The sequence below is a fragment of the Streptomyces luteolus genome, from assembly GCF_029968015.1.
GTDB lineage: Bacteria > Actinomycetota > Actinomycetes > Streptomycetales > Streptomycetaceae > Streptomyces > Streptomyces luteolus.
The window spans coordinates 1-21455 of record NZ_JASCIS010000004.1 but is presented as its reverse complement, the minus strand read 5'-3'; the positions used below and the strand labels follow the sequence as shown (position 1 = coordinate 21455).

Sequence of the window (21455 nt, the reverse complement as noted above, 5' to 3'; positions counted from 1 at the left end):
TCCGCACGGTCGAGCGTGCAGCCTAGAGTCAACGCGCGTAGCGCAACAGGGGTGGCGGGTTACGAGCAGGTTGCCCCCGGGGTCGCCCGACCGACCTGCCAGGGCCCGTAGCGGCGGTACCGCCGCCGGGTCGCGGACACGCCCATGGGGTTACCGGCGCGAATCGACGTACGCTCAAGGGCATGACAGACGCAGCTCCCGCGGTCCCGCCGCGTTCGATCCAGACCCTCGACGCGCTCACCGAGGAACAGGCCGACGCCGTGCTCGCGCTGCTCGCCGACGCCGCCCGCGCCGACGGCCAGCAGGCCGTGTCCGAGCAGGGCCGGCTGCAGCTGCGCGGGGGCCCGCGCGACGGCGTGCGGCACCTCCTGCTCGACGTCGGCGGCCAGCTCGTGGGGTACGCCCAGCTGGAGGACACCGACCCGGTCGAGGCCCCGGCCGGTGAACTCGTGGTCCACCCGGGGCACCGCGGCCACGGCCACGGCCGCGCCCTCGGCACCGCGCTGCTCGCCTCCTCCGGCAAGCGGCTGCGGGTCTGGGCGCACGGCGGGCACGCCGCGGCCCGGCATCTCGCGCAGGTCCTCGGCCTCACGCTCTTCCGTGAACTGCGGCAGATGCGGCGCCCGTTGAGCCCCGATGCGATCGCCGAGCCGGCCCTGCCCGCGGGCGTGACCGTACGCACCTTCGAGCCCGGGCAGGACGACGCGGAGTGGCTCGCGGCCAACGCGGAGGCCTTCGCGCACCACCCCGAGCAGGGCTCGCTCACCCAGCGCGACCTCGACGACCGCAAGGCCGAGCCCTGGTTCGACCCGGCGGGCTTCTTCCTGGCCGAGAACGCCGAGGGCGAGCTGCTCGGCTTCCACTGGACGAAGGTGCACGCGCCGGAGGGCCTCGGTGAGGTGTACGTGGTGGGCGTCCGCCCCGCCGCCCAGGGCACCGGCCTCGGCAAGGCGCTCACTGCGATCGGCCTGCGCCACCTGGCGGCCGCGGGCCTTCCGACGGCGATGCTGTACGTGGACGCGGACAACAAGGCGGCCGTCTCGGTCTACGAGCGGCTCGGCTTCAGCACGCACGAGACGGACCTGATGTACCGCACGGAGACGTGAGCCTCCTGGCAACTCAGCTCCGCTGAAAGAGCGCTGGGGCGGCATCGAGGGTTTCAGCCCTTGACGCCGCCCCTTCTTTGGATCACCCTTTCACTACTTGATTAGTGAAAGGGGGTTGAGCAGACGTGTTCGCCTACCGGATCGACCGGCGCAGCGGTGTCGCCACGTACGTCCAACTCGTGCAGCAGACCAAACAGGCCCTGCGCCTCGGCCTGTTGGAACCGGGCGACAAGCTGCCCACGGCCCGCGAGGTCGTCGAGGCCACGGCCATCAACCCGAACACGGTGCTGAAGGCCTACCGCGAACTGGAACGCGAGGGCCTGGTCGAGGCCCGCCGCGGCCTCGGCACCTTCGTGACGAAGTCACTGGGCTCCGCACCCGCCGACTCCCCGCTGCACGGCGAACTCAGCCGCTGGGCCGAGCGCGCCCGCGCCGCGGGGCTCGAACGGGACGACGTGGCAGCCCTGTTCACGGCCGTACTCGAAGAGCAGTTCACGCAGCAGCCGACGGACCGGCCCACCCGACCGAAGCGCACAGCCAAGGGAGACCCCGCATGACCGGAAGCGCCATCGAGGCGGCCGCACTGGGCAAGACGTACGGGCGCCGCGGCCCGGCGCTCGACGACTGCTCCTTCCGGCTGCCCACCGGCCGGATCTGCGCGGTCGTCGGCCCGAACGGCGCGGGCAAGTCCACGCTCCTCGCCCTCGCGGCCGGGCTCGCCCGCCCCACCGCGGGCCGCCTCACCGTCCTCGGCACCACCCCGGCCGCCGCCCGCGCCCGGATCGCGTACGTCGCCCAGGACAAGCCGCTCCACCCGCAGCTCAGCATCGCCGACACGCTCCGCCTCGGCGCCGAGCTCAACCCCGACCGATGGGACGCCGAGTTCGCCCAACGTGTCGTAGAAGAAGGGGAGTTGGACCCGGCCGCACGGGTCCGTACGCTCTCGGGCGGGCAGCGCACCCGCGTCGCGCTCGCCCTCGCCCTCGGCAAGCGGGCCGAACTGCTGCTCCTCGACGAGCCGATGGCCGACCTCGACCCGCTCGCCCGGCACCAGCTCATGGGCACCCTGATGGCCCAGGCCGCCGAGCACGGCACCACCGTCGTGATGTCCTCGCACATCGTCGGCGAGCTGGCCGACTCCTGCGACCACCTGCTGCTCGTCTCCGGCGGCCGGATCCGCCTCGGCGGCCCCATCGACGACCTGGTCGCCGCGCACTGTCTGGTCACCGGCCGCCGTCCCGCCGCCGAACTCGCCCCGCACACCGTCGTCGAGTCCCGCGCGACCGGGCGCGGCACCACTGCCCTGATCCGCCCCGACGGCCCGATAGCCGCCGACTGGGAGGCCCAGGAACCGTCCCTGGAGGACCTGTTGCTCGCCCATCTCCGCTCCCCCGGAACCCCCGCGCTCCTGACGCCCGAGGCCGAGCGGAAGGTGGCGCGGTGAGTACAGCCACCCTCAAGGGCCCCCGCTGGGTGGAGCTGCGCCTGCACCGCACCGCCCTGCGCACCCTGCTCGGCGCCGTACTCCTCGCCGCCGCCGTGACCGCCTTCCTGCGCTGGGGCGCGGGCGCCTACCCGCCCGTCTCGGACTGCGGGTCCGGCCCCTGCGAAGCCACCTTCCTCGGCTTCCCCGACGGGGAGTACCTGCTCCGGGAGGCCATGCTGAAGGCCTCGCACGCCCTGCTGCTGCTGCCGCTCGCCGTCGGCGTCTTCGTCGCCGGCCCGTTCGTCGCCCGCGAGCTGGAGTCCGGCGCCCACAAGCTGGCCTGGACGCAGTCCGTCACGCCCGTCCGCTGGCTCGCCTCCCGGCTGACCACGGCCGCGGCGATCGGCGCCGCCGTCGCCCTCACCCTCATGGCCGTCTTCCGCTTCGGCGCCGCCGACCTGCTCGGCAGCTCGAACATGCACTGGGCCGACCGCGGCATGTACGAGGCGAGCGGCCCCGTCCTCGTCGCGTACTGCCTGTTCGCCGTGGCCGTCGGCACCCTGACCGGGCTGCTCGTGCGCCGCACCCTGCTCGCCGCCTCGCTCACCGGCCTCGTCACCGGCGCCGTGCTCGCGCTCCTCGGCAGCCTGCGCTGGCAGCTCGTGCCGGTCACCCAGGCCTCCGGGCCCACGACCACCATGGAGCCGCTCTGGATCAAGGCCCTGCCGCGCGGCGCCTTCATGACCGACTCCGGCGTCACCAACGCCGCAGGCGAGCGCTTCGTCGCCCGCGCGTGCATCCCGGACCAGATGGCACACTTCTCGTGCCCCTCAGACACCCGGATCACGGGCTGGTTCCTCGACTACCACCCGCGTTCCCACTTCTGGTACACCCAGTTCATCGAGACCGGCATCGTCCTCGCCCTCGCGGCGGCCGCCGTCTGGGCCGCGTTCCTGGTACTGCGGCGCCGCACGCCCTGAGCCACACATCGGCGGGCGACCCCGGGGCACGCACGGACGCCTTGGGGTCGCTCGCCGATGTCCCCCACGTCATGTCGCCGTAACCAACGGTTCAGGCAGCCTTGCGACGCTCACGGAATGCAGCCCGCCGTACCCGACCCCGAGATCCCGTCTCCCAGAACGGGGCTGTTCGGCGCGCCCGGAACCGCCGCCACGCGGAACAATGGCTTCATGAACAAGGCCAGCGCACAGGCAGCTGCTCAGCACGCCCAGAACGCCCAGAACGTCCAGCCGTCAGTTGGTTCCATCGCGGCCCACCGCCCGCACACCGTCGCCGCCGCCGTCTCCGACCTGGAACCGGACATCGACGCCGACCTCGACACGTACGAGGGGTACGAGCGGTACGTCGAGAGCGGGGCCGGCGCCGAGCTGCCGCAGGGGCGGTTCCTGGACCGGGAGCGCAGCTGGCTCGCGTTCAACGAGCGGGTGCTCGAGCTCGCCGAGGACCCGCACACCCCCCTCCTGGAGCGCGCCAACTTCCTGGCGATCTTCGCGTCCAACCTGGACGAGTTCTTCATGGTCCGCGTGGCCGGACTGAAGCGCCGTATCGCCACCGGCGTCGCCACCCGCTCCGCCTCCGGACTGCAGCCCCGCGAGGTCCTCGACCTGATCTGGACCCGCACCCGCGAGCTCATGGCCCGGCACGCCGCCTGCTTCCAGGAGGACGTCGCGCCCTCGCTCGCCGACGAGGGCATCGGGATCATCCGCTGGGCGGAGCTCACCGAGAAGGAGCAGGCCCGCCTCTTCACCCTGTTCCGGCAGCGGATCTTCCCCGTACTGACCCCGCTGGCTGTCGACCCGGCGCACCCCTTCCCGTACATCTCGGGCCTCTCCCTCAACCTGGCCGTCGTCGTGCGCAACCCGGTCAGCGGGCACCGGCACTTCGCCCGCGTCAAGGTCCCGCCGCTGCTCAGCCGCTTCCTGGAGGCATCGCCCGGCCGGTACGTCCCCGTCGAGGACGTCATCGCCGCCCCCGCGCACCTGGAAGAGCTGTTCCCCGGCATGGAGGTGGAGGCCCACCACATGTTCCGGGTCACCAGGAACGAGGACCTGGAGGTGGAGGAGGACGACGCCGAGAACCTCCTCAAGGCCCTGGAGAAGGAGCTCATGCGGCGCCGCTTCGGCCCGCCCGTGCGCCTGGAGGTCGAGGAGTCCATCGACCGGCACATCCTCGACCTGCTCATCCGCGAGCTGAAGATCTCCGAGGCCGAGGTCTACCCGCTGCCGGGGCCGCTCGACCTCACCGGCCTCTTCGGCATAGCGGGCCTCGACCGGCCCGAGCTGAAGTACCCGAAGTTCGTCGCGGGCACCCACCGCGACCTCGCCGAGGTCGAATCGGCCTCCGCGCCCGACATCTTCGCGGCCCTGCGCGAGCGCGACGTGCTCCTGCACCACCCGTACGACTCGTTCTCCACCTCCGTACAGGCCTTCCTGGAACAGGCCGCCGCCGACCCGGACGTCCTCGCCATCAAGCAGACCCTGTACCGGACTTCGGGCGACTCCCCGATAGTGGACGCCCTCATCGACGCCGCCGAGTCCGGCAAGCAGGTCCTCGTCCTGGTCGAGATCAAGGCCCGCTTCGACGAGCAGGCCAACATCAAGTGGGCCCGCAAGCTGGAGGAGGCCGGCTGCCATGTCGTGTACGGGCTCGTCGGCCTGAAGACGCACTGCAAGCTGTCGCTCGTGGTCCGCCAGGAGGGCGAGACGCTGCGCCGCTACAGCCACGTCGGCACCGGCAACTACCACCCGAAGACGGCCCGCCTGTACGAGGACCTCGGGCTGCTCACCGCCGACCAGCAGGTCGGCGCGGACCTCTCCGACCTCTTCAACCGGCTCTCCGGCTACTCGCGCCGCGAGACCTACCGCCGCCTCCTGGTCGCCCCCAGGTCCCTGCGCGACGGACTGGTCTCCCGGATCGAGAAGGAGGTCCAGCACCACCGCGCGGGCCGCCCCGCCCATGTCCGCATCAAGGTCAACTCGATGGTCGACGAGGCCGTCATCGACGCGCTCTACCGGGCCTCGACGGCGGGCGTACCGGTCGACATCTGGGTCCGCGGGATCTGCGCGATCCGCCCCGGCGTCACCGGGCTCTCGGAGAACATCCGGGTCCGGTCCGTCCTCGGCCGCTTCCTCGAACACTCCCGGGTGTTCGCCTTCGGCAACGGCGGCGAACCCGAGGTGTGGATCGGCAGCGCCGACATGATGCACCGCAACCTCGACCGCCGTATCGAGGCGCTGGTCAGGGTCACGGACCCGGCCCACCGCGCGGCCCTCAACCGCCTTCTGGAGACCGGCATGTCCGACTCCACCGCCTCCTGGCACCTCGGCCCGGACGGCGACTGGACCCGGCAGGCGATCGCCGACAGCGGGGAAGCAGCGGGCCAGCCGCTGCGGAACGTACAGGAGATGCTCATTGACGCCCGGAGGCGCCGGCGTGGCTCAGCGACACCCTGACAGCGACACCCCCACGGCCAAGGCCTCCGTGGCCAGGGCTTCCGCGGCCGGGGCCTCTGTGGCCGGGGCCCCCGCGGCCGGGGCTCCCGTGGCCGGGGCCTCTGTGGCCGGGGCCCCCGCGGCCGGGGCTCCCGTGGCCGGGGCCTCTGTGGCCGGGGCCCCCGCGGCCGGGGCTCCCGTGGCCGGGGAGGTGCTCGCGCGCTATCTGCGCGCGCAGGCCACGGAATTCCTGCGCGCCCTGCGCCAGCACCGGGAGAGCAGTACGGAGGAGGCCGCCGAACCCGCCCTCGCCCTGCGCGCCGCGGCCCGCCGGATCAGCGGCACCCTGCACACCTTCCGGCCGCTGCTCGACGCCGAGTGGTCGGACCAGCTGCGCGCCGAACTCGCCTGGCTCTCCGGCACGCTGGCGCGCGAGCACGCCCACGCGGCCCGCCTCGACCGGCTCATCGGCGCCCTGCACCGGCTCTCCCCGGCGGGCCCGGTCGTGGGGCGCGCCCCCGCCGTACCCACCCAGAACGGCGGCCTGACCGTCGGCGCGGCCAAGGCGGGCGCGCTGGTCGAGCGTCAGCTCACCCTGGCCAGGACCCGCGCCCACTCCACGGCCCTGCAGGCGCTCGGCTCGTCCCGTTTCCACGCGGTCGCGGACGCGGTCGCCGTGCTCGCCAGCGAGGTGCCGTTGCGCCGGGACGCGTCCGGCCACCCGCTCGCGCCGTTCGCGGCGGACGTCGAGGCCCGCCTGAACGAAGCGGTAGCGGCCCTTCCGCTCGTACGGGCCGGACATCCGTACAACGCCGAGGCGCTCCTGCACGGCCTCGGCACCGACGCCGCCCCCGAGTCCCAGGACACGCCCTGGCACCAGGTACGGCTGCTGCTCCGGCTGCACCGGTACGCCCAGGAGGCCATCGGCCTTGAACCCGGCCACGACGTCCGCCTGATCGGCGCGGGCCAGGCGCTCGACCGCCACCGCGACGCCGCCGAGGCCGCCACGGCCGCGGCCTCCGCCGCCCGCACCCCGCGCATCGCCCCGGCCACCGCGTACGCACTCGGCGTGCTCCACGCCGACCAGCGCCACGACGTGGAGGCGGCCCGCTTCGCCTTCCAGGCGGTCTGGCGCCGGAACGCCTCCCCGGACCGCGCCGTGAGCACCCCATGACCCCGGCCCCGCCCCCGATCCTCGCGGCAGGCTGCGTGCTGTGGCGGCAGTCGCCCTCCGGGCTTCAGGTGTGCCTGGTCCACCGGCCGAAGTACGACGACCCGTATGATCACAAGCAACGGTCAACAAAACCGCAGTTCAGAGCCGGTTTCAGCCCGGAGTATCGTCATGCCTGACTCAACGATCCATGCGGCAGGCTGCCTGCTGTGGCGTCGCTCGCACTCCGGCGACGGCATCGAGCTTGCCCTGGTGTATCGACCGAAGTGGGCAGATTGGTCCCACCCGAAAGGCAAACTGAAGCACCGCGAAGACGCCCGGGACGGCGCCGTCCGGGAAGTGCTGGAAGAGACCGGCATGACGTGTGAGCTGGGCCCCGAGCTGCCCACCGTCCGGTACCGGGTGGAGGGTCGCCCCAAGGAGGTCCGCTATTGGGCGGCCGAGGCCGCTCGCGGCACCTTCGTCCCGAACCGGGAGGTGTCCCGGCTCCTTTGGCTCTCCCCCGCCGCCGCTCGGGACCAACTGACCCAAAGGCGTGACAAGGAGCTGGTCGACGCTCTGCTGGGTGCCCTTCACGCGGCCGGGGAGGTGCTGTGATGACAGCACAGACGGAGCACCATTGGGACGGCCCTGCCAAGGTCAGCGTGGACGGCTGGATCGCTTCCGAGCTGGAGTCGGCACCGGCGCCGAGTTCGGAGCAGCGGGGGATTCTCTCTGCTCTCTTCGATGGCGTGCAGCCCACTGAGGCCGCGTAGGGCCTGGAGAGCCGGGCCCGTGTAGGGCAAGCAGGTGCCCTGTGCGGGTCCCTTTCGCTGATGTGGACATGGAGCCGCCTGCGCAGGAGGCGATGGGACGGCTCAGGATGGTTGCCTGAGCTTGCCGTTTTGGCCTTCGGTGTCCGGCGAAGGAGGTTCGTTTTCGGCGGCGAGGGTGACTTGGGCGGTCCATGACCAGGGCGCTCCTGGGGACGGATCCCAGTTCACCTCGACGTCGGTGTCGTGGAAGTCGCGCGCGAGTTCCGTCACCATCACCGTCGCCTCGGCCCGCGCGTCTCGTAGGTCCGTGTTGATCGGCAGGTCCAGGCCCGCGGTAGACGGCACAACCCCCACTACGGAATGGCCCTCGGCCGGTGTATCCACACCGGCCGAGGGCCATTCCGACGAGGATCATTACTGCCGTGCCATAGCCCTCTTGATCCGATCCACGGCTTCGCCGAGTGTCTCCTCATCCGTGGCGAAGGCCATCCGGATGTGCCGCTCGCCGCCAGGGCCGAATGCTGAGCCGGGCGTAGCCGCCACTTTGGCTTCACGCAGTAGCCAGGTCGTAAAGGCCGTGGGGTCGGCAAACCCGGTGCCGCTGATGTCGCAGAAGGCGTAGAGGGCGGCGTCCGGGCTCGGGCAGACGAAGCCGGGGATGCTGGAGAGGCCCTCCACTAGGAGGTCCCGGCGGGACTCGTAGGCCGTTCGCATCCTGTCGATGGGTTCCTGGGGGCCGGTCAGCGCGCTGATCCCACCCCGCTGCACGAAGGAGCCGGCGCAGCCCACGGTGTGCTGCTGCACCTTCAGCATTTGGGCCGACACGTCCTCAGGTGCTGCTACATAGCCGAGGCGCCAGCCGGTCATGGCGTAGCCCTTGGAGAAGCCATTGACCGTGACGGTGCGGTCGGCCATGCCGGGCAACGCCGCGATGCTGACATGTTCGCCGCGGAAGCGAACCTTCTCGTAGATCTCGTCCGTGATGACGAACAGGTCGTGATCCCGGGCGACATCCGCAACGGCCTCGGCCTCGGCGGTGGTGAGGACATTGCCGGTCGGGTTGTTCGGGTTGTTGATCAGGAGCGCGCGTGTACGCGGGGTGAGGCGCTCCTCCAGAAGCTCCCGGGTGATACGGAAACCGTTGTCCGCGCTCAGCGGGGCGAAAACCGGTTCCGCGGCGGCGAGGCGGACCATGGCGGGGTAGCTGACCCAGCTTGGCGTGGGAATCAGCAGCTCATCACCCGGGCCGAGCAGCGTCATGACCGAGAGGAACAGGGCGTGCTTGGCCGAGGGGGTGACGATGATCTGGCGGGCTGGGTCCACGGCCACGCCGTTGTCCTTCAGCAGCTTGTCCCCGATGGCTGTCAGAAGCGCGGGCAGGCCACGACTGGGCGTGTAGTGGGTGAAGCCGCTGTTCAGCGTCTGCGTGGCCTCGGCGGTGATGTGGCTAGGTGTGTCGAAGTCGGGCTCACCGCCGTTGAGGTCGAGGATCGACTCGCCCTGGGCACGCAGTTCCGAGGCTAGGTCGAGGATTGCGTAGGTCGGGGATTTCTCGATCCCAGCGAAGCGGGAGGCCACGCGAGAGACGGGCACAGGGGTTCTCCTGTCGGTAGCGCACGAAGATGAGGCGGCGCCGCCCGCACGGGGATGATGCGCGGGCGGCGCGGGACGAGGTGCTGACGCCCAGGGGCTTCCGGACGTGTCCGGTGTCAGTGGGCTACGCGGCCCCGTACGCCGTCGACCCACGCCTCGGCGTAGGAGTCGGCGGTGTCGTCGTCGCGGAAGGCGTACGTCTTGAGGAGCCAGCGGGACTTGGCCTTCACTGGGTCGTGGATCTCGATCTTCTCCCGGCTGTGCATGCCGTCCTGGTTGGCCAGTACGAACAAGTCGCCGGTGAGGATGCGGTGGCGCTGCTTGGTGGCCTTCGCGAGCGCGTCCTTGACCGCGATGAGCGCGTCCCGGGCCTCAACGGGAGCGTCAGGGGCGACGGTTGTCGCGGTGTCCATGTACCGGAAGCTGTGATGGTTGTAGATGATCGCGTGCTTCTCGGACTCGGTCAGCGCCGGGTTGAACTCCCGAGAGAAGACGTCGAAGCCAGTGACGAAGTAGGGCTGACGCAGCGTCTTCTGCGTGTCCTCGTCGAGGTGTTCCAGCAGCGCCGTGCCGTCGACATACCCGGTGTAGATGACATCATCGGGGCAGCGCATGCCCAGCAGGGAGATGTAGTCGGCGCGGACCGGGTGGGCCGTGCGGTCGTTGTGGAAGTAGAGCTCGCTGTCACTGTAACCGCTGAACATTCCGTCGAAGCGATTGTATGCGACGACGTCGGTGAAGAAGTCGCCGTTGTTGCGGGCGTAGGTGAGCAGCGGCGCTCCGACGAGCTGGTTGAACAGCTCCAGCAGCGCCTCACCCACGAAGGTCTTCTTCTTCTTGTGCTTGTCACTGACCGGGTCGTCGTGATCGAGGACCGGCACTTCGGCATCGATGGGAACGTTACGCAGGACGTGCGCCTGCGAGACACCGGAGTGGCGCTCACCCTTGATGCGGCCGCAAACCTCGGTGAAGAAGGCGGGGACGCGACCCTGGTCGATCAGGTCCGTGATCGCCTGTGAGAAGGCCGGGTAGTCCTCGTATGGATGCTTCCCAATGGAGTCTAGGAGGTTGTACAGCTCGTCGTGTTCCGACTTGTCCAGCGCATGGATGGGGCGCATCGCTCGCTTCCTGATCCTGATCGAGAGTCACCACGCGTATATGCCGACAACGGCCACGTGGGGGATTCGGGAAGAAATATTCGACGAGCCCAATGCGGTCGTCAACGGACCTCATCAAAAGGTGGAGCCACCCATCAGGAAGGTGGAGGAATTTCGGGCACCGCTCCTTCATTCGCGGACGCCGCAACCCGATGTCGTCACACTGTGATTACTGTGGCCGCCGCGCCATGAGCCCTTTGCATGAAGAACTTCGCTTAAGGCGCCTGGAATTTGTTCTGAGGAGACCTGGTGAAACTGTCACAGTGTTCAGCTTTCGTTGCCGTGGCTGAGACGGAAAGCTTTACCCGGGCCGGGCTGCGGCTCGGCACCAGTCAGTCGGCGGTGAGTCACGCGGTGGCGGCGTTGGAGAAAGAACTCGGGGTGACGCTGCTGCAACGCGAGCGCAGCGGGGTCCTGCTCACCCCCGAGGGCAGAAGGGCCCTGCAGCATGCCCGGGCTGTGGTCCACCACGCTGAACTGGTGGCGGTGCGGGCACGTAGCGCCCGGACCGCCGACAGTCCGCTGCGGGTAGCGACAGTGCCTAGCTTCGCCTCGCAACTGCTGCCGCGACTGATGGCGGAGCTCGCTGCCACGGGCCGGGAGCCCTCCATCACAGTTAGAGAGTCCGACGACAAGCAGATATGCCGCTGGCTGCGGGCCGGCGCGGTGGACGTGGGCATCACCTACTCCACGCCGCCCGGGGTAGCCACGGCGCCCTTGGTGCGCGAGACGCTGTACGCCCTGGTAGCCCGGGACCATCCGCTCGCCGGCGCCCGATCCGTGGCATACGGGCAGGTGGCGCGCCTTCCGCTGATCATTCCTTCCTGGGACCCCGAGGCGGCGATACTGCGCGCCCTGCGCGAAGCGGACGGAGAGTTGGTGGTCTCACACCACATACGCGACCTGAACACCGTGCTGTGCATGGTCGGTGAGGGGCTGGGCGCGACGATCCTGCCGGACACCGTCCTGCCGACGGTGCTGCCCGATCTGCAGATCCTGGAGCTGGTTCCCGGCCGCTCGCGTCAGCTGTCCATCAGTACCCAAGCTGAGGAGGGCGACGACGGCCGGGTGCGGGCGTTTGCCGCCGCCGCCCGGCAGGTCGCCGGGCGGCGGATCAACGAACTGCGGGCTCTTGCCGGACTTCAGAGCGACGTCGTCGGCATGGCCGACCGGCGTGTTCTCTCGTAAGAGGCAATGGAGTCCTCGTGCCGCAGGGTGTCGGCGATGAGGTCGAGGCCCGACAGCAGCCGGCGCCTGGCCCCCTCCTCTACGTGGAAGGAGGCGTTGATTTGCCCGCAGCTCAGGTGGGACTGCGTGAGGTCGATGGTGAACTGACGGGTCGGCTCATCGGTGACCTCGTTCCACAGCCGCTCGACTGTCCCCTCGGGCAGGATGACCGGAAGCAGGCCGTTCATCAGGGCGTTGCCGTGAAAGATGTCGCCGAAGCGCGGTGCGACCACGGCGCGGAAGCCATAGTTCAGCAGGGCCCACACCGCGTACTCGCGGGAGGAGCCAGTGCCGAAGTCGTTGCCCGCGATCAGCACACTGGCGCCCTGGTACTGGGGCTGGTTGAGCACAAAGTCGGGATCCGTGCGCCAGTCGGCGAACAGCGAGTCGGCATGTCCCGTGCGCTCGGAGTGGTTAAGGAACCGCACCGGGATGATCTGGTCGGTGTCGACGTCGCTGCGCCGCAGTGGCACTGCGGTTCCGTGATGGACGGTGAACTTCTCCAAGGCAACCTCCTTACAGGTCGTCGGGGGCTGCCAGCCGCCCGGACACGGCGGTGGCGGCGGCGACCGCCGGTGAGACGATGTGGGTCCGCGACCCGCGGCCCTGTCGGCCCTCGAAGTTGCGGTTGTTGGTTGAGGCGGCCCGCTCCCCGGGGCGCAGCCGGTCCTCGTTGAGGGCCGCGCACATCGAGCAGCCGGCGCCGGCCCGGAAGTCCGCGCCCGCCCGGTCGAACACGTCGGCCAGTCCCTCCGCGACCGCTTGTCGGCGTACGCTCGCCGACCCCGGCACGATCATCATCCGGACTCCGTCGGCCACCTTGCGGCCGTCGAGGGTCTGCGCGACGGCGCGCAGATCCTCGATCCGGCCGTTGGTGCAGGAGCCGACGAACACTGAGTCCACCGGCACATCCCGCATCGCCATCCCGGGGGTCAGTGCCATGTACTCCAAGGCGTGGCGGGCCGCCGCGCGCTCCGACTCGGTGGCGAAGGCGTCGGGGGCCGGGACCAAGCCGTTCAGCGGCACGCTCTGGGCTGGGTTCGTGCCCCACGACACGAACGGGGACACGGCGTCACCGTCCAGGACGATCCCCTTGTCGAACACCGCGTCGGGATCGCTGCGCAGTCCCTTCCAGTGCTCAGCCTCCGCGTCCCAGGCGGCGCCCTGCGGCATGCCCGGGCGTGTGGCGAGGTACTCCAGCGTCGTGGCGTCGGGGGCGATCATCCCGGCGCGCGAGCCCGCCTCGACCGTCATGTTGCACAGGGTCATCCGTCCTTCCATCGACAGGGCGTCGATGGCGGTGCCTCGGTACTCCACGATGTGGCCCTGGCCGCCCGCGGTTCCGATCTCGGCGATGAGTGCGAGGACCAGGTCCTTCGCCGTCACACCGGGGCGCAAGGTGCCGTTCACGGTGACGGCCATGTCGCGGGGGCGCTTCATCGCGAGGGTCTGGGTGGCCAGCACGTGCTCGACCTGGCTGGTCCCGATGCCGAAAGCGAGCGCGCCGAAGGCCCCCTGGGTGGTGGTGTGCGAGTCGCAGCACACGATCGTCATGCCGGGGCGGGTCAGGCCGAGTTCCGGGCCGATGACGTGGACGATGCCCTGCTTAGGGTCGCCTATGCGCAGCAGCGGGATGTCAAAGTCGGCACAGTTCTTGCGCATCAGCTCGGACTGGCGGCGGGCGACCGGGTCCTTGATGGGCTTGTCGACGGCGATGGTGGGGATGTTGTGGTCCTCGGTGCCCAGCGTCAGGTCAGGGCGCCGAACCCGCCGCCCGGAGGCCCGCAGGCCGTCAAACGCCTGCGGGGTGTTGACCTCGTGCAGCAGGTGCAGATCGATGTACAGCAGGTCCTCGCCGCTGTCGCCAGAGGGGACGACATGCGCGTTCCATACCTTTTCGGCCAGGGTCGAACCCATGGGCGCTCCTCGTGCGATGGCGGTCAGTGGGACAGGGCCTGGGCGACGCCGGTCACGGTGGCAGTACGAGCCAGGAGCCTAACTGCGGCCTGGTGCAGCTCGGTATTAGCGGCGGCAGTGGCGTCCTCCAGGATCTCTACGTGGAAGTCTCGGTCGTGCGCGTCACGAGCCGCCGACATCACCACGAGGTCGGTGGACACCCCGCCCAGCAGCAGCCGGTCCACGCCCTGGGCGCGCAGGACGACATCCAGCGGGGTGCCGTGGAAGGGGCTCAGCCGGTGCTTGGCGATCAGCACTTCATCGGGGCGCGGCCGCACTCGTTCATGCTGTTCGGTACCCCATGCGCCGAGCTGAAGACGCTTCTCGTCGCGGCACGGCGCGAACACGGGAGAGCCGGCGGGCCATTCGGGATAGCCGGAGGAGAAGCCGACGGTCACGTGTATGACCGGGATGTCCTGTTCCCGGGCGAGGTCCGCCGCGGCGGCGGCTCGCTCGAGTACGCCACGGGAGGCGACCTGCTCCGCGTAGCCCTCCTGGGCGTAGCTGCCGTCGGGGTGGACGACGTCGTTGATGAGGTCCATGAGAATGAGTGCGGGGCGTCCCACGATGTGTCTCCACTATTGCTGGAGTCGAATGACTGATTTCACCTGTGGCGAATCAAGTACGTACAGCGTAAGAATAGCTGCCACCCGGAAGCCTCCGCTATTTCCATGAATCAGACTCATGACGGCATGAATAAAGTTGTTTGATCCACCTGCCGGAATTCCGCTAGCCTGCTCGCCGCGAGTAGATATTCGCGTTTCCCTTCGAGGGTTCACCCAGAATCCCTTGGAGCCTGCCCGGGCCCTTGATTCCAAAAGATCCAGGGGCCCGGGCTGCATCTCGGACGAAAAGCCGAAAGGTTCCACGTGGTGGAAGACTCACATCGCATCGTCATAGTCGGCAGCGGCCCACGGGGAGTGGGGGTACTGGAGCGGTTGGCCGCACGGCTGGCCGACGGCGCGCCCCGCAGGACAGACATCTTCCTGGTGGACGCCGTGGAGGTCGGCTGCGGCCGGATCTGGCGCTCCGACCAGCCCGACTGGTTTCTGATGAACACCGTCTGCGGCGAGGTCACCATGTTCTCCGGACCACCGGACGACGGCCTCACCCGCCCGGGCGCCGGTCCGTCGCTGGCTCAGTGGTGGGAGCAGCACGATCCCGAGAACGCCGACCCCAACGCCTACGCCCCGCGCGCTCTTCACGGGCAGTACATGCGCCACGTGGTGGACGTCTCGGAGGCATGTCTGCCGCCGTCGGCGACGCTGCACCGCATCACCGCCACCGTCGAAGACCTCGTGCCGAGCCCCGTCGGGTACACCCTCCGACTCTCCGACGGTAGCTGGCTAAGAGCCGACCGGGTCGTGCTCACCACGGGACACCCGACACCCGCCCTCGCCAGCGCGCACCACGAGCTCGCCGAATTTGCCGCCATCCGCCCGCACCTGCGCTACATACGGGGCGACTCCCCGGCCGACATGCCGCTGGACGAAATCCCCGCCACGGCCACCGTCGGGATCGTGGGCATCGGCCTGTCCTTCTACGACATCATGTACGCGCTCACCGTCGGGCGCGGCGGCAAGTTCATCGAGGGCCCGGATGGCGAGGTCCGCTATGAGCCGAGCGGCGACGAGCCCCGGATGGTCGTCGGCTCCCGTAGCGGAGTGCCGCTGCCGGCCCGCGGCCGCAACCAGAAGACGGCCGCCTACAAGTCCGGCAGCACCCTGTTCACTCCGGACACCGTCCGGGCGCACAGCACCGGCGCGCCCCTGGACTTCGACCGGGACGTGCTGCCTTGGCTGCTGGCCGAGATCCATCTGACGTACTTCACCGCGGTACTGCTCCTCGAGGCTCCGGAGCGGGTGGACGCCTTCCGCGACGAGGTCATCGCTCGGTCGATGCAGGGCGTGCCGGACGTACTCGCACTCGCGGAACGGTACGGCGTACAGGACACTTCGACGGCACCAGACCTGTGGCAGCTCAGCCGTCCCTTCGAGGGGCGGACGTTCACCGGCGTGGACGACTTCGACCGGGCGCTGGTCGACGCGATGCGGCTCGATCTCGAGCACGCCGAACGCGGCAATGTGGACGACGCCCTGAAGACCTCCCTCGATGTACTGCGCGACACCCGCTGGGTCATCCGCGAGCTGATGGACTTCGCCGGGTTCCACCCGCAGGCCCATCGTGGCTTCCTGGCCGACTTCGCGCCGCGCCACTCCTTCCTTGCGGCCGGACCGCCGCGGATCCGAGTGCGCTACGCCATGTCCCTCATTGAGGCCGGACTGCTACGTGTCGTCGGGCCTGAGACCCGCTTCACCGCAGACGCCGGGGCGGATTCCTTCGTCCTCTCCTCCGGCGCCGTCCCGGGTTCGGCCATCCGCGCGGACGTCCTGATCGACGCGCGCGTCCCCAACCCGGACGTGACGCTCGACCCATCCCCGCTCGCCGTCAACCTGCTCCGGCGCGGGGTATGGACGGAGTTCGTCAACGGCGGGGGAGAGACGGCCTTCCGTACCGGCGGTGTGGCTGTCACCCGCGCCTCGTTCCACCCGTTGACCGCCGAGGGCCGCCCGGACACCGGGCTGACCGTCCTGGGCCTGCCGACCGAGCACACCCGCTGGTTCACGCTGGTTGGCAGTGGCCGCCCCGGGCCGTGGAACGAGTTCATCCGCGATGCCGACACCGTCGCCGCCGCGGCCCTCGACGTGGCGCCGAAGGCCACCTCTGTCGCCACGGCACCCATATCCGTAACGGTCGCGGCAGAGACCGTCCCCGCATCAGAACAAGGAGCTCCAGTATGAGGGATACGCTCGCAGCGCAGACCGAACCCCACCAGCAGCGCACCGTCATGGTGCTCCGCAGCCTGCTCACGGCCGAGGGACGCGAGGCCCTCGGTTGGTACGGCTGGGACGAGCCGGGCCGGGCGGGGGTGCAGATACGGCCGTTGTACGCCACCCAGGCACCGCAAGGCGCGACTGCGTTCCTGGTGCGCTTCGGCCCGGGCGCACACGGTGACCTGCACGAACACCTCGGCTACGAGCTGATGTTCATCCTCGACGGAGAGCTCATCAACGACAACGGAGACCGCTACACGGTCGGCGACCTGATCATCGAGGACCCGGGCAGCGTGCACCGGGTACGAACCGAGACCGGCGTCACCGCGCTCGGGGTGCGGGAGGCACCCACGGTGTCCCGCGAGGTCGGCTGACCCGGCCGTGGACAATGCAGCTGGGCCGCCAGGAGGTGATGGGCGGGTCTCCCGGCCCGCCCATCACCGTTTCGGGCTCAGTCTGCGATGTCGATCGCGAAAACGTTCCGCACCCCATCCTTGCCGACGTCGGTGAGATGGACAACGCGGGGCGAGATGCCGTAGCGCAGCCAGTCGAGATCGAAGAAGCGGGCAGCCAGCCCGGCTCCCAGAGCGCCAGCGAGATGATGGCGCCGCTCGCTCCAGTCGACGCAGTAACGCACCGCAGGGCGCCGCCCGCGGACCAACTCGGCCACGTCGATACCGAACCCGGCAAATCGCTCGCTCCCTCGGGAAGTCAGGTGATAGTTCGCCTGCCTGCCGTAGGCGGCGGGCTGGTCGGGGCGGGAAGCGGACACGGAATCACTCTTCTCCCGCAGCAGCCCCTGATCGAGGAAGGCGCCCATGAGCGCCACACCCAGGGACCCCGCGAGGTGGTCATAACAGGTGCGCGACCGTCGCAGCGCGTGGTTCCTGCTGTGGGCACGCAGGGTGGTCATCGGAGCGGGATCGGGCGGCGCGATGACGGCCAACGCCTCAAGTGCAGCGGCGACATCGGCACTGGCCAGGCGGAAGTAGCGGTGCCGTCCCATGTGTTCGGCGTGTACGAGCCCGGCCTCGGCCAGTTGCGTAAGGTGCACGCTCGCCGTGGGCACGCTGACGCCGGCCTCGGCCGCCAGGACCGTGACCGCCAGCGGCCGACCGTCGGACAGTGCCTTGAGCATCCGGGCTCTGGAAGGGCTGGCCAGCAGGCGTGCGGCGCGCGCCAGTTCCGGCTCGGTCCTGTCCGTGGCGGCTTGATCCGCGGCGCGGTCCTCGGCTCGGTCTGCGATTTCGTCCATGCCCGCCATACAAGCACACTTTGGTCAACCACTAACTATCGAAGGGCAACGATATCCCGCATGAGCACAACGACCGGAACAGCAACGGCGAATGCGGCGCCGCCCCCCGCGACCGACCGACTCTCATGGCCCCCACTCATCGCCCTCAGTCTGGGTTATTTCCTGGTGATGCTGGACGTCACCGTCGTCACCGTCGCCATCCCCGTCGTCCGTGACTCGGTCCATGCGGGGGTCTCCGAGATGGCCTGGGTCGTCGACGGCTACAGCGCCGTCTTCGGCGGTCTGCTGCTGATGGGCGGCGGATTCGGTGACCGGCTCGGGCACCGGAAGGTGTTCCTCACCGGCCTGGGCGTCTTCGCACTCTCCTCGGTCGGCTGCGCCCTGGCCACCACCCCGGCGGCCCTCATCGCCTCGCGCCTGGCGCAGGGTGCCGGCGGCGCCCTGCTGGTACCCACCTCGCTGGCACTGCTGACCGCGGCCTACCCGGCCCCGGCGGCGCGGGCCAAAGCCCTCGGCATCTGGGCCGGCATCTCGGGCGTCGCATTCGCGGCAGGCCCCCTTGTGGGCGGTCTGCTGGTGGCGGGCCTGAACTGGCGCGCCGCCTTCTGGCTCAACGCGCCCGTCGCGCTGCTGGCCGTCTGGCTCACCCGCAAGCACGTTCCCGCACCCGCAGGCCGGGCTGGGGCACGCGGCTTGGACCCCCTCGGCCAGGTCCTGGGCATCGTCGCCGTGCTGGCGCTTGCGGGCATGCTCAACGAGGCTGGCACCCAGGGCTGGACATCGCCCGTGGTGCTGGGCGCCGGGGCCCTCGCCGTGGTCACGCTGATCCTGTTCGTCCTGGCCGAGCGGCAGATGGAGGCACGCGGCAACGCGCAGAAGCCGCCGCTGCTGCCCCTGTCCCTCTTCCGCTCCCCCGGCTTCTCCTCCACCGCCGCGGTGGGTGTCCTGCTCAACCTCGGTTACTACGGCATGCTCTACCTGTCCACGCTCTACCTGCAGAACGAGCGCGGCTACGACGCACTCGGCGCCGGTCTGGCCCTACTGCCGACGGTGTGCATGGCCGTCGTCGCGGCCCCCCTGTCCGGCCGGCTGACTGCCCGCTACGGCCCGTACGTACCGATGACCGGCGCCCTGCTACTCGGGTCCGCCGGGTTCATCGGCTGGCTACTCGTCGGCCCCGACACCCCGTACTGGATGCTGCTGCCCGCCCTCATCGCGACCGGCCTCGCCACCCCGAGCACGGTCCCGGCGGCCACCGCCGCCATCGTGCAGGCCGCCCCCGCCGAGAACGCGGGTGTGGCGTCGGCGGTGTTCAACGTGGCACGCCAGATCGGCAACTCGCTCGGCGTCGCCCTCTTCGCCTCCCTCACCGCGGGCGGGGGCCTGCTCCCCGGCCTGCACATCTCGGCGCTCATCGCCTCGGCAGCCTTCCTCGCCGCGGCCCTGCTCGCCCTGTCCTCCTGGCGTAACACAAAGGCGCGCACCGCTGCCTGACCTCCTGACACAAGGAGCACCATCACCATGGCAACCCGCATCGCCATCAACGGATTCGGCCGTATCGGACGGACGGTCACCCGCGTCGCGCTCAATCGTCCGGACATCGAAATCGTCGCCGTCAACGACCTGACGGATCCCGAGCTCCTGGCCAATCTGCTGCGCTACGACTCCGTCCATGGTCGGCTGGAAGAGCCGGTCGACGTCCTGGACGGCAAACTAGTCATCGGTGAGCGCAGGATCCCGGTCCTGCGCGAGAAGAACCCGGCCGACCTTCCCTGGGCGGATCTGAACGTGGACGTCGTCGTCGAGTCCACCGGCGTCTTCACGGACGGCAACGCAGCCGCGGCGCACCTCGACGCAGGCGCGCGACGCGTCCTGATCTCCGCGCCGGCCACGAACGCCGACTTCACCGTCGTTTACGGCATCAACGACGGCCTCCTGGACGACTCGCACAAGATCGTCTCGAACGCCTCCTGCACCACCAACTGCGCGGCCCCCCTTGCCCAGGTGCTACATCAGCACTTCGGTGTCCGGCGCGGGCTGATGAACACCTCACACGCCTACACCAGCGACCAACGCCTGCACGACGCACCGCACCGCGACTTCCGCCGCGCCCGGTCCGCCGCCAACAACATCATCCCCACCACCACAGGCGCCGCCCGGGCCATCGGCGTGGTCCTGCCCGAACTCGCAGGACTCATGGACGGTCTGTCCGTGCGGGTGCCCGTCATCGACGGCTCGATCGTCGACCTGACTGTCGAACTCGAACGCTCCATCACGGTGGAGGAAGTCAACGCGGCCTTCGCGGAAGCGGCCGGCGGTGCGCTCAAGGACGTCCTCGTTTACAGCGAGGACCCGCTGGTTTCCACCGACATCGTCGGCACCGCGGCCTCCTGTACCTTCGACGCCCCACTCACCATGGTCATCGGCGACAACCAGCGGGGTTCCATGGTGAAGGTCATGGGGTGGTACGACAACGAGTCCGGGTTCTCTCACCGGACCATCGACGTGGCTCGTGCCTTGGGAGACATCGACTGACCTGCCCGCGCCGCCGAAGGCTTCCTCCCTTGGTTTCCCCTCCGGGCCGCGTGGACGATGTGACGTGGCCCGGAGAGCTGGGCCGGCGGGCCGCTGGGTATGTGGGAGGGGCTGAATTAAGGGGGTGTCTCACGTAGCGAGCTTCGCGAGTCTCTTGTAGCAGGTGAGGGCTGCGGCGAGGCCGAGGAAGGCAAGGAAGTGGCTGCCCTTTCGTTCGTACCGGACGGCGAGGCGGCGGTAGCCGAAGAGCCCAGCTATGGACCGCTCGATCTTCCAGCGGTGTCGGCCGAGCCGCTCGCCGGACTCGATGGCGGGCCGGGCAATCCGCGGGATCCGGCCGCGGAGCCACCGGAGGTGTTCGGCGGAGTGATATGCCTTGTCCGCACGGATCTTGACCGGTCGTCTCCGGCATGGTCCGCGCCGGGAGCGGATGGCAGGTATGCCCAGGATCAGCGGTTTGAACGCCTGACTGGCATGCAGGTTCGCACCTGACACAGCGACGGCCAACGGCAGGCCCTGAGCCTCGGACAGCACATGCAGTTTGCTGCCCTTCTTGCCGCGATCGACCGGATTCGGCCCGGTCAGCGAGCCCCCCTTTTCGCCCGCACCGACGCGGCATCGACGATCGCGGACGTCCCGTCCAGCTCACCTCTGGCACCGAGCTCGTCGAGCGCCGCCCGGTGCAGTCGCCGCCACAGCCCGGCCTCGGTCCACGCAGTGAACCGGCGGTGCGCGGTGGCCGACGAGGCGCCAAAAGACTCCGGCAGATATCGCCAGACCCGCTCGTCAGCACGTACACACCAGCGGTGAACACCGCCCGCTCATCCACCGGAGCAGTACCACCGCCCTGCGGACGCGACGTGAACTTCGGCAGCAACGGAGCTGTCAGCTCCCAGAGTTCGTCCGGAACGAGCCGTCGAGACTGATCAACCCTCACGGGGCAGCATCATGCCGCATCAGCCGAGCGCCACGTGAGACAACCTCTAAG

General features: G+C 69.7%; 20 protein-coding genes and 1 pseudogene. 13 read left to right on the top strand and 8 right to left on the bottom strand.

All coding sequences use genetic code 11. The features are described from left to right. The first annotated feature begins 182 nt into the window (after positions 1–182). The 8 genes from mshD to QIT00_RS04575 all read left to right on the top strand — a co-directional run bounded on the left by mshD (position 183) and on the right by QIT00_RS04575 (position 7910). The gene (gene mshD / locus QIT00_RS04615; RefSeq protein WP_282533778.1) at positions 183–1106 is read left to right on the top strand and encodes a mycothiol synthase; all 924 of its coding nucleotides are present in this window, start codon (positions 183–185) and stop codon (positions 1104–1106) included. Between the two features lie 125 nt (positions 1107–1231). Then, positions 1232–1663 carry a GntR family transcriptional regulator gene (locus QIT00_RS04610; protein ID WP_282533777.1) on the top strand — a complete coding sequence of 144 codons (432 nt, stop codon included), beginning with the start codon at positions 1232–1234 and terminating at the stop codon, positions 1661–1663. Beyond that, positions 1660–2550, top strand: coding sequence for an ABC transporter ATP-binding protein (locus QIT00_RS04605; RefSeq protein WP_282533776.1), 891 nt, complete (start codon positions 1660–1662; stop codon positions 2548–2550). The genes QIT00_RS04610 and QIT00_RS04605 overlap by 4 nt, the downstream gene beginning before the upstream one ends. Further along, on the top strand, positions 2547–3512 hold the full coding sequence (locus QIT00_RS04600) for an ABC transporter permease (protein WP_282533775.1): 966 nt from the start codon (positions 2547–2549) through the stop codon (positions 3510–3512). The genes QIT00_RS04605 and QIT00_RS04600 overlap by 4 nt, the downstream gene beginning before the upstream one ends. Before the next feature lie 117 nt (positions 3513–3629). Further along, positions 3630–6005 carry an RNA degradosome polyphosphate kinase gene (locus QIT00_RS04595; protein WP_408909721.1) on the top strand — a complete coding sequence of 792 codons (2376 nt, stop codon included), beginning with the start codon at positions 3630–3632 and terminating at the stop codon, positions 6003–6005. Positions 6006–6183: 178 nt separating this feature from the next. Continuing rightward, complete coding sequence (locus tag QIT00_RS04590) at positions 6184–7158, top strand: CHAD domain-containing protein (protein ID WP_349017158.1); 975 nt, start codon at positions 6184–6186, stop codon at positions 7156–7158. Between the two features lie 168 nt (positions 7159–7326). Then, positions 7327–7752 (top strand): NUDIX hydrolase, encoded by a 426-nt coding sequence (locus tag QIT00_RS04580; protein ID WP_282533773.1) that lies wholly within the window; start codon positions 7327–7329, stop codon positions 7750–7752. Then, positions 7752–7910: a hypothetical protein gene (locus QIT00_RS04575; protein WP_282533772.1), complete on the top strand. Its 159-nt coding sequence runs from the start codon at positions 7752–7754 to the stop codon at positions 7908–7910. Before QIT00_RS04580 ends, QIT00_RS04575 begins: the two co-directional genes overlap by 1 nt. Before the next feature lie 102 nt (positions 7911–8012). Here QIT00_RS04575 and QIT00_RS04570 read toward each other — a convergent pair whose 3' ends face one another. The 3 genes from QIT00_RS04570 to QIT00_RS04560 all read right to left on the bottom strand — a co-directional run bounded on the left by QIT00_RS04570 (position 8013) and on the right by QIT00_RS04560 (position 10621). Then, positions 8013–8183 (bottom strand): hypothetical protein, encoded by a 171-nt coding sequence (locus QIT00_RS04570; protein ID WP_282533771.1) that lies wholly within the window; start codon positions 8181–8183, stop codon positions 8013–8015. Positions 8184–8324: 141 nt separating this feature from the next. Then, entirely contained in the window at positions 8325–9503 is a 1179-nt protein-coding gene (locus QIT00_RS04565; RefSeq protein WP_282533770.1) for a pyridoxal phosphate-dependent aminotransferase, read from the bottom strand. Positions 9504–9619: 116 nt separating this feature from the next. Further along, on the bottom strand, positions 9620–10621 hold the full coding sequence (locus QIT00_RS04560; RefSeq protein WP_282533769.1) for a TauD/TfdA family dioxygenase: 1002 nt from the start codon (positions 10619–10621) through the stop codon (positions 9620–9622). 288 nt (positions 10622–10909) lie between these two features. On the opposite strand from QIT00_RS04560, the gene QIT00_RS04555 reads away from it, so the two are divergent. Beyond that, entirely contained in the window at positions 10910–11848 is a 939-nt protein-coding gene (locus tag QIT00_RS04555) for a LysR family transcriptional regulator (protein WP_282533768.1), read from the top strand. Here the strand turns inward: QIT00_RS04555 and leuD are convergent. From leuD to QIT00_RS04540, 3 genes are read right to left on the bottom strand one after another with little or no spacing between them, the layout of a single operon-like run. After that, positions 11803–12393, bottom strand: a complete 591-nt coding sequence (gene leuD, locus QIT00_RS04550) for a 3-isopropylmalate dehydratase small subunit (protein WP_282533767.1) — start codon at positions 12391–12393, stop codon at positions 11803–11805. The genes QIT00_RS04555 and leuD overlap by 46 nt on opposite strands. A gap of 10 nt (positions 12394–12403) precedes the next feature. Continuing rightward, a complete protein-coding gene (gene leuC / locus QIT00_RS04545; protein WP_282533766.1) occupies positions 12404–13804 on the bottom strand; it encodes a 3-isopropylmalate dehydratase large subunit in 1401 nt (466 codons plus the stop codon). A gap of 23 nt (positions 13805–13827) precedes the next feature. After that, the gene (locus QIT00_RS04540; protein ID WP_282533765.1) at positions 13828–14409 is read right to left on the bottom strand and encodes a cysteine hydrolase family protein; all 582 of its coding nucleotides are present in this window, start codon (positions 14407–14409) and stop codon (positions 13828–13830) included. A 306-nt stretch (positions 14410–14715) separates the two neighbouring features. On the opposite strand from QIT00_RS04540, the gene QIT00_RS04535 reads away from it, so the two are divergent. Then, complete coding sequence (locus QIT00_RS04535) at positions 14716–16644, top strand: FAD/NAD(P)-binding protein (RefSeq protein ID WP_282533764.1); 1929 nt, start codon at positions 14716–14718, stop codon at positions 16642–16644. Continuing rightward, positions 16641–17051 carry a cupin domain-containing protein gene (locus QIT00_RS04530; protein WP_282533763.1) on the top strand — a complete coding sequence of 137 codons (411 nt, stop codon included), beginning with the start codon at positions 16641–16643 and terminating at the stop codon, positions 17049–17051. Before QIT00_RS04535 ends, QIT00_RS04530 begins: the two co-directional genes overlap by 4 nt. Before the next feature lie 77 nt (positions 17052–17128). On the opposite strand, the gene QIT00_RS04525 is transcribed toward QIT00_RS04530, so the two are convergent. Further along, complete coding sequence (locus QIT00_RS04525; RefSeq protein ID WP_282533762.1) at positions 17129–17932, bottom strand: ArsR/SmtB family transcription factor; 804 nt, start codon at positions 17930–17932, stop codon at positions 17129–17131. 60 nt (positions 17933–17992) lie between these two features. Between QIT00_RS04525 and QIT00_RS04520 the strand changes: the two genes are divergently transcribed. Beyond that, positions 17993–19426: an MFS transporter gene (locus QIT00_RS04520; protein ID WP_282533761.1), complete on the top strand. Its 1434-nt coding sequence runs from the start codon at positions 17993–17995 to the stop codon at positions 19424–19426. 27 nt (positions 19427–19453) lie between these two features. Further along, the gene (gene gap / locus QIT00_RS04515; protein WP_282533760.1) at positions 19454–20467 is read left to right on the top strand and encodes a type I glyceraldehyde-3-phosphate dehydrogenase; all 1014 of its coding nucleotides are present in this window, start codon (positions 19454–19456) and stop codon (positions 20465–20467) included. A 129-nt stretch (positions 20468–20596) separates the two neighbouring features. Here the strand turns inward: gap and QIT00_RS04510 are convergent. Beyond that, positions 20597–21404, bottom strand: a pseudogene (locus QIT00_RS04510) (IS5 family transposase). Between the last annotated feature and the right edge of the window lie 51 nt (positions 21405–21455).

Bases quoted from the DNA above. Each gene is read 5' to 3' on its own strand.
- mshD (WP_282533778.1), top strand. From the start codon at position 183: ATGACAGACGCAGCTCCCGCGGTCCCGCCGCGTTCGATCCAGACCCTC.
- QIT00_RS04605 (WP_282533776.1), top strand. From the start codon at position 1,660: ATGACCGGAAGCGCCATCGAGGCGGCCGCACTGGGCAAGACGTACGGG.
- QIT00_RS04595 (WP_408909721.1), top strand. From the start codon at position 3,630: ATGCAGCCCGCCGTACCCGACCCCGAGATCCCGTCTCCCAGAACGGGG.
- QIT00_RS04580 (WP_282533773.1), top strand. From the start codon at position 7,327: ATGCCTGACTCAACGATCCATGCGGCAGGCTGCCTGCTGTGGCGTCGC.
- QIT00_RS04575 (WP_282533772.1), top strand. From the start codon at position 7,752: ATGACAGCACAGACGGAGCACCATTGGGACGGCCCTGCCAAGGTCAGC.
- QIT00_RS04570 (WP_282533771.1), bottom strand. From the start codon at position 8,183: ATGGTGACGGAACTCGCGCGCGACTTCCACGACACCGACGTCGAGGTG.
- QIT00_RS04560 (WP_282533769.1), bottom strand. From the start codon at position 10,621: ATGCGCCCCATCCATGCGCTGGACAAGTCGGAACACGACGAGCTGTAC.
- leuC (WP_282533766.1), bottom strand. From the start codon at position 13,804: ATGGGTTCGACCCTGGCCGAAAAGGTATGGAACGCGCATGTCGTCCCC.
- QIT00_RS04530 (WP_282533763.1), top strand. From the start codon at position 16,641: ATGAGGGATACGCTCGCAGCGCAGACCGAACCCCACCAGCAGCGCACC.
- QIT00_RS04525 (WP_282533762.1), bottom strand. From the start codon at position 17,932: ATGGACGAAATCGCAGACCGAGCCGAGGACCGCGCCGCGGATCAAGCC.
- QIT00_RS04520 (WP_282533761.1), top strand. From the start codon at position 17,993: ATGAGCACAACGACCGGAACAGCAACGGCGAATGCGGCGCCGCCCCCC.
- gap (WP_282533760.1), top strand. From the start codon at position 19,454: ATGGCAACCCGCATCGCCATCAACGGATTCGGCCGTATCGGACGGACG.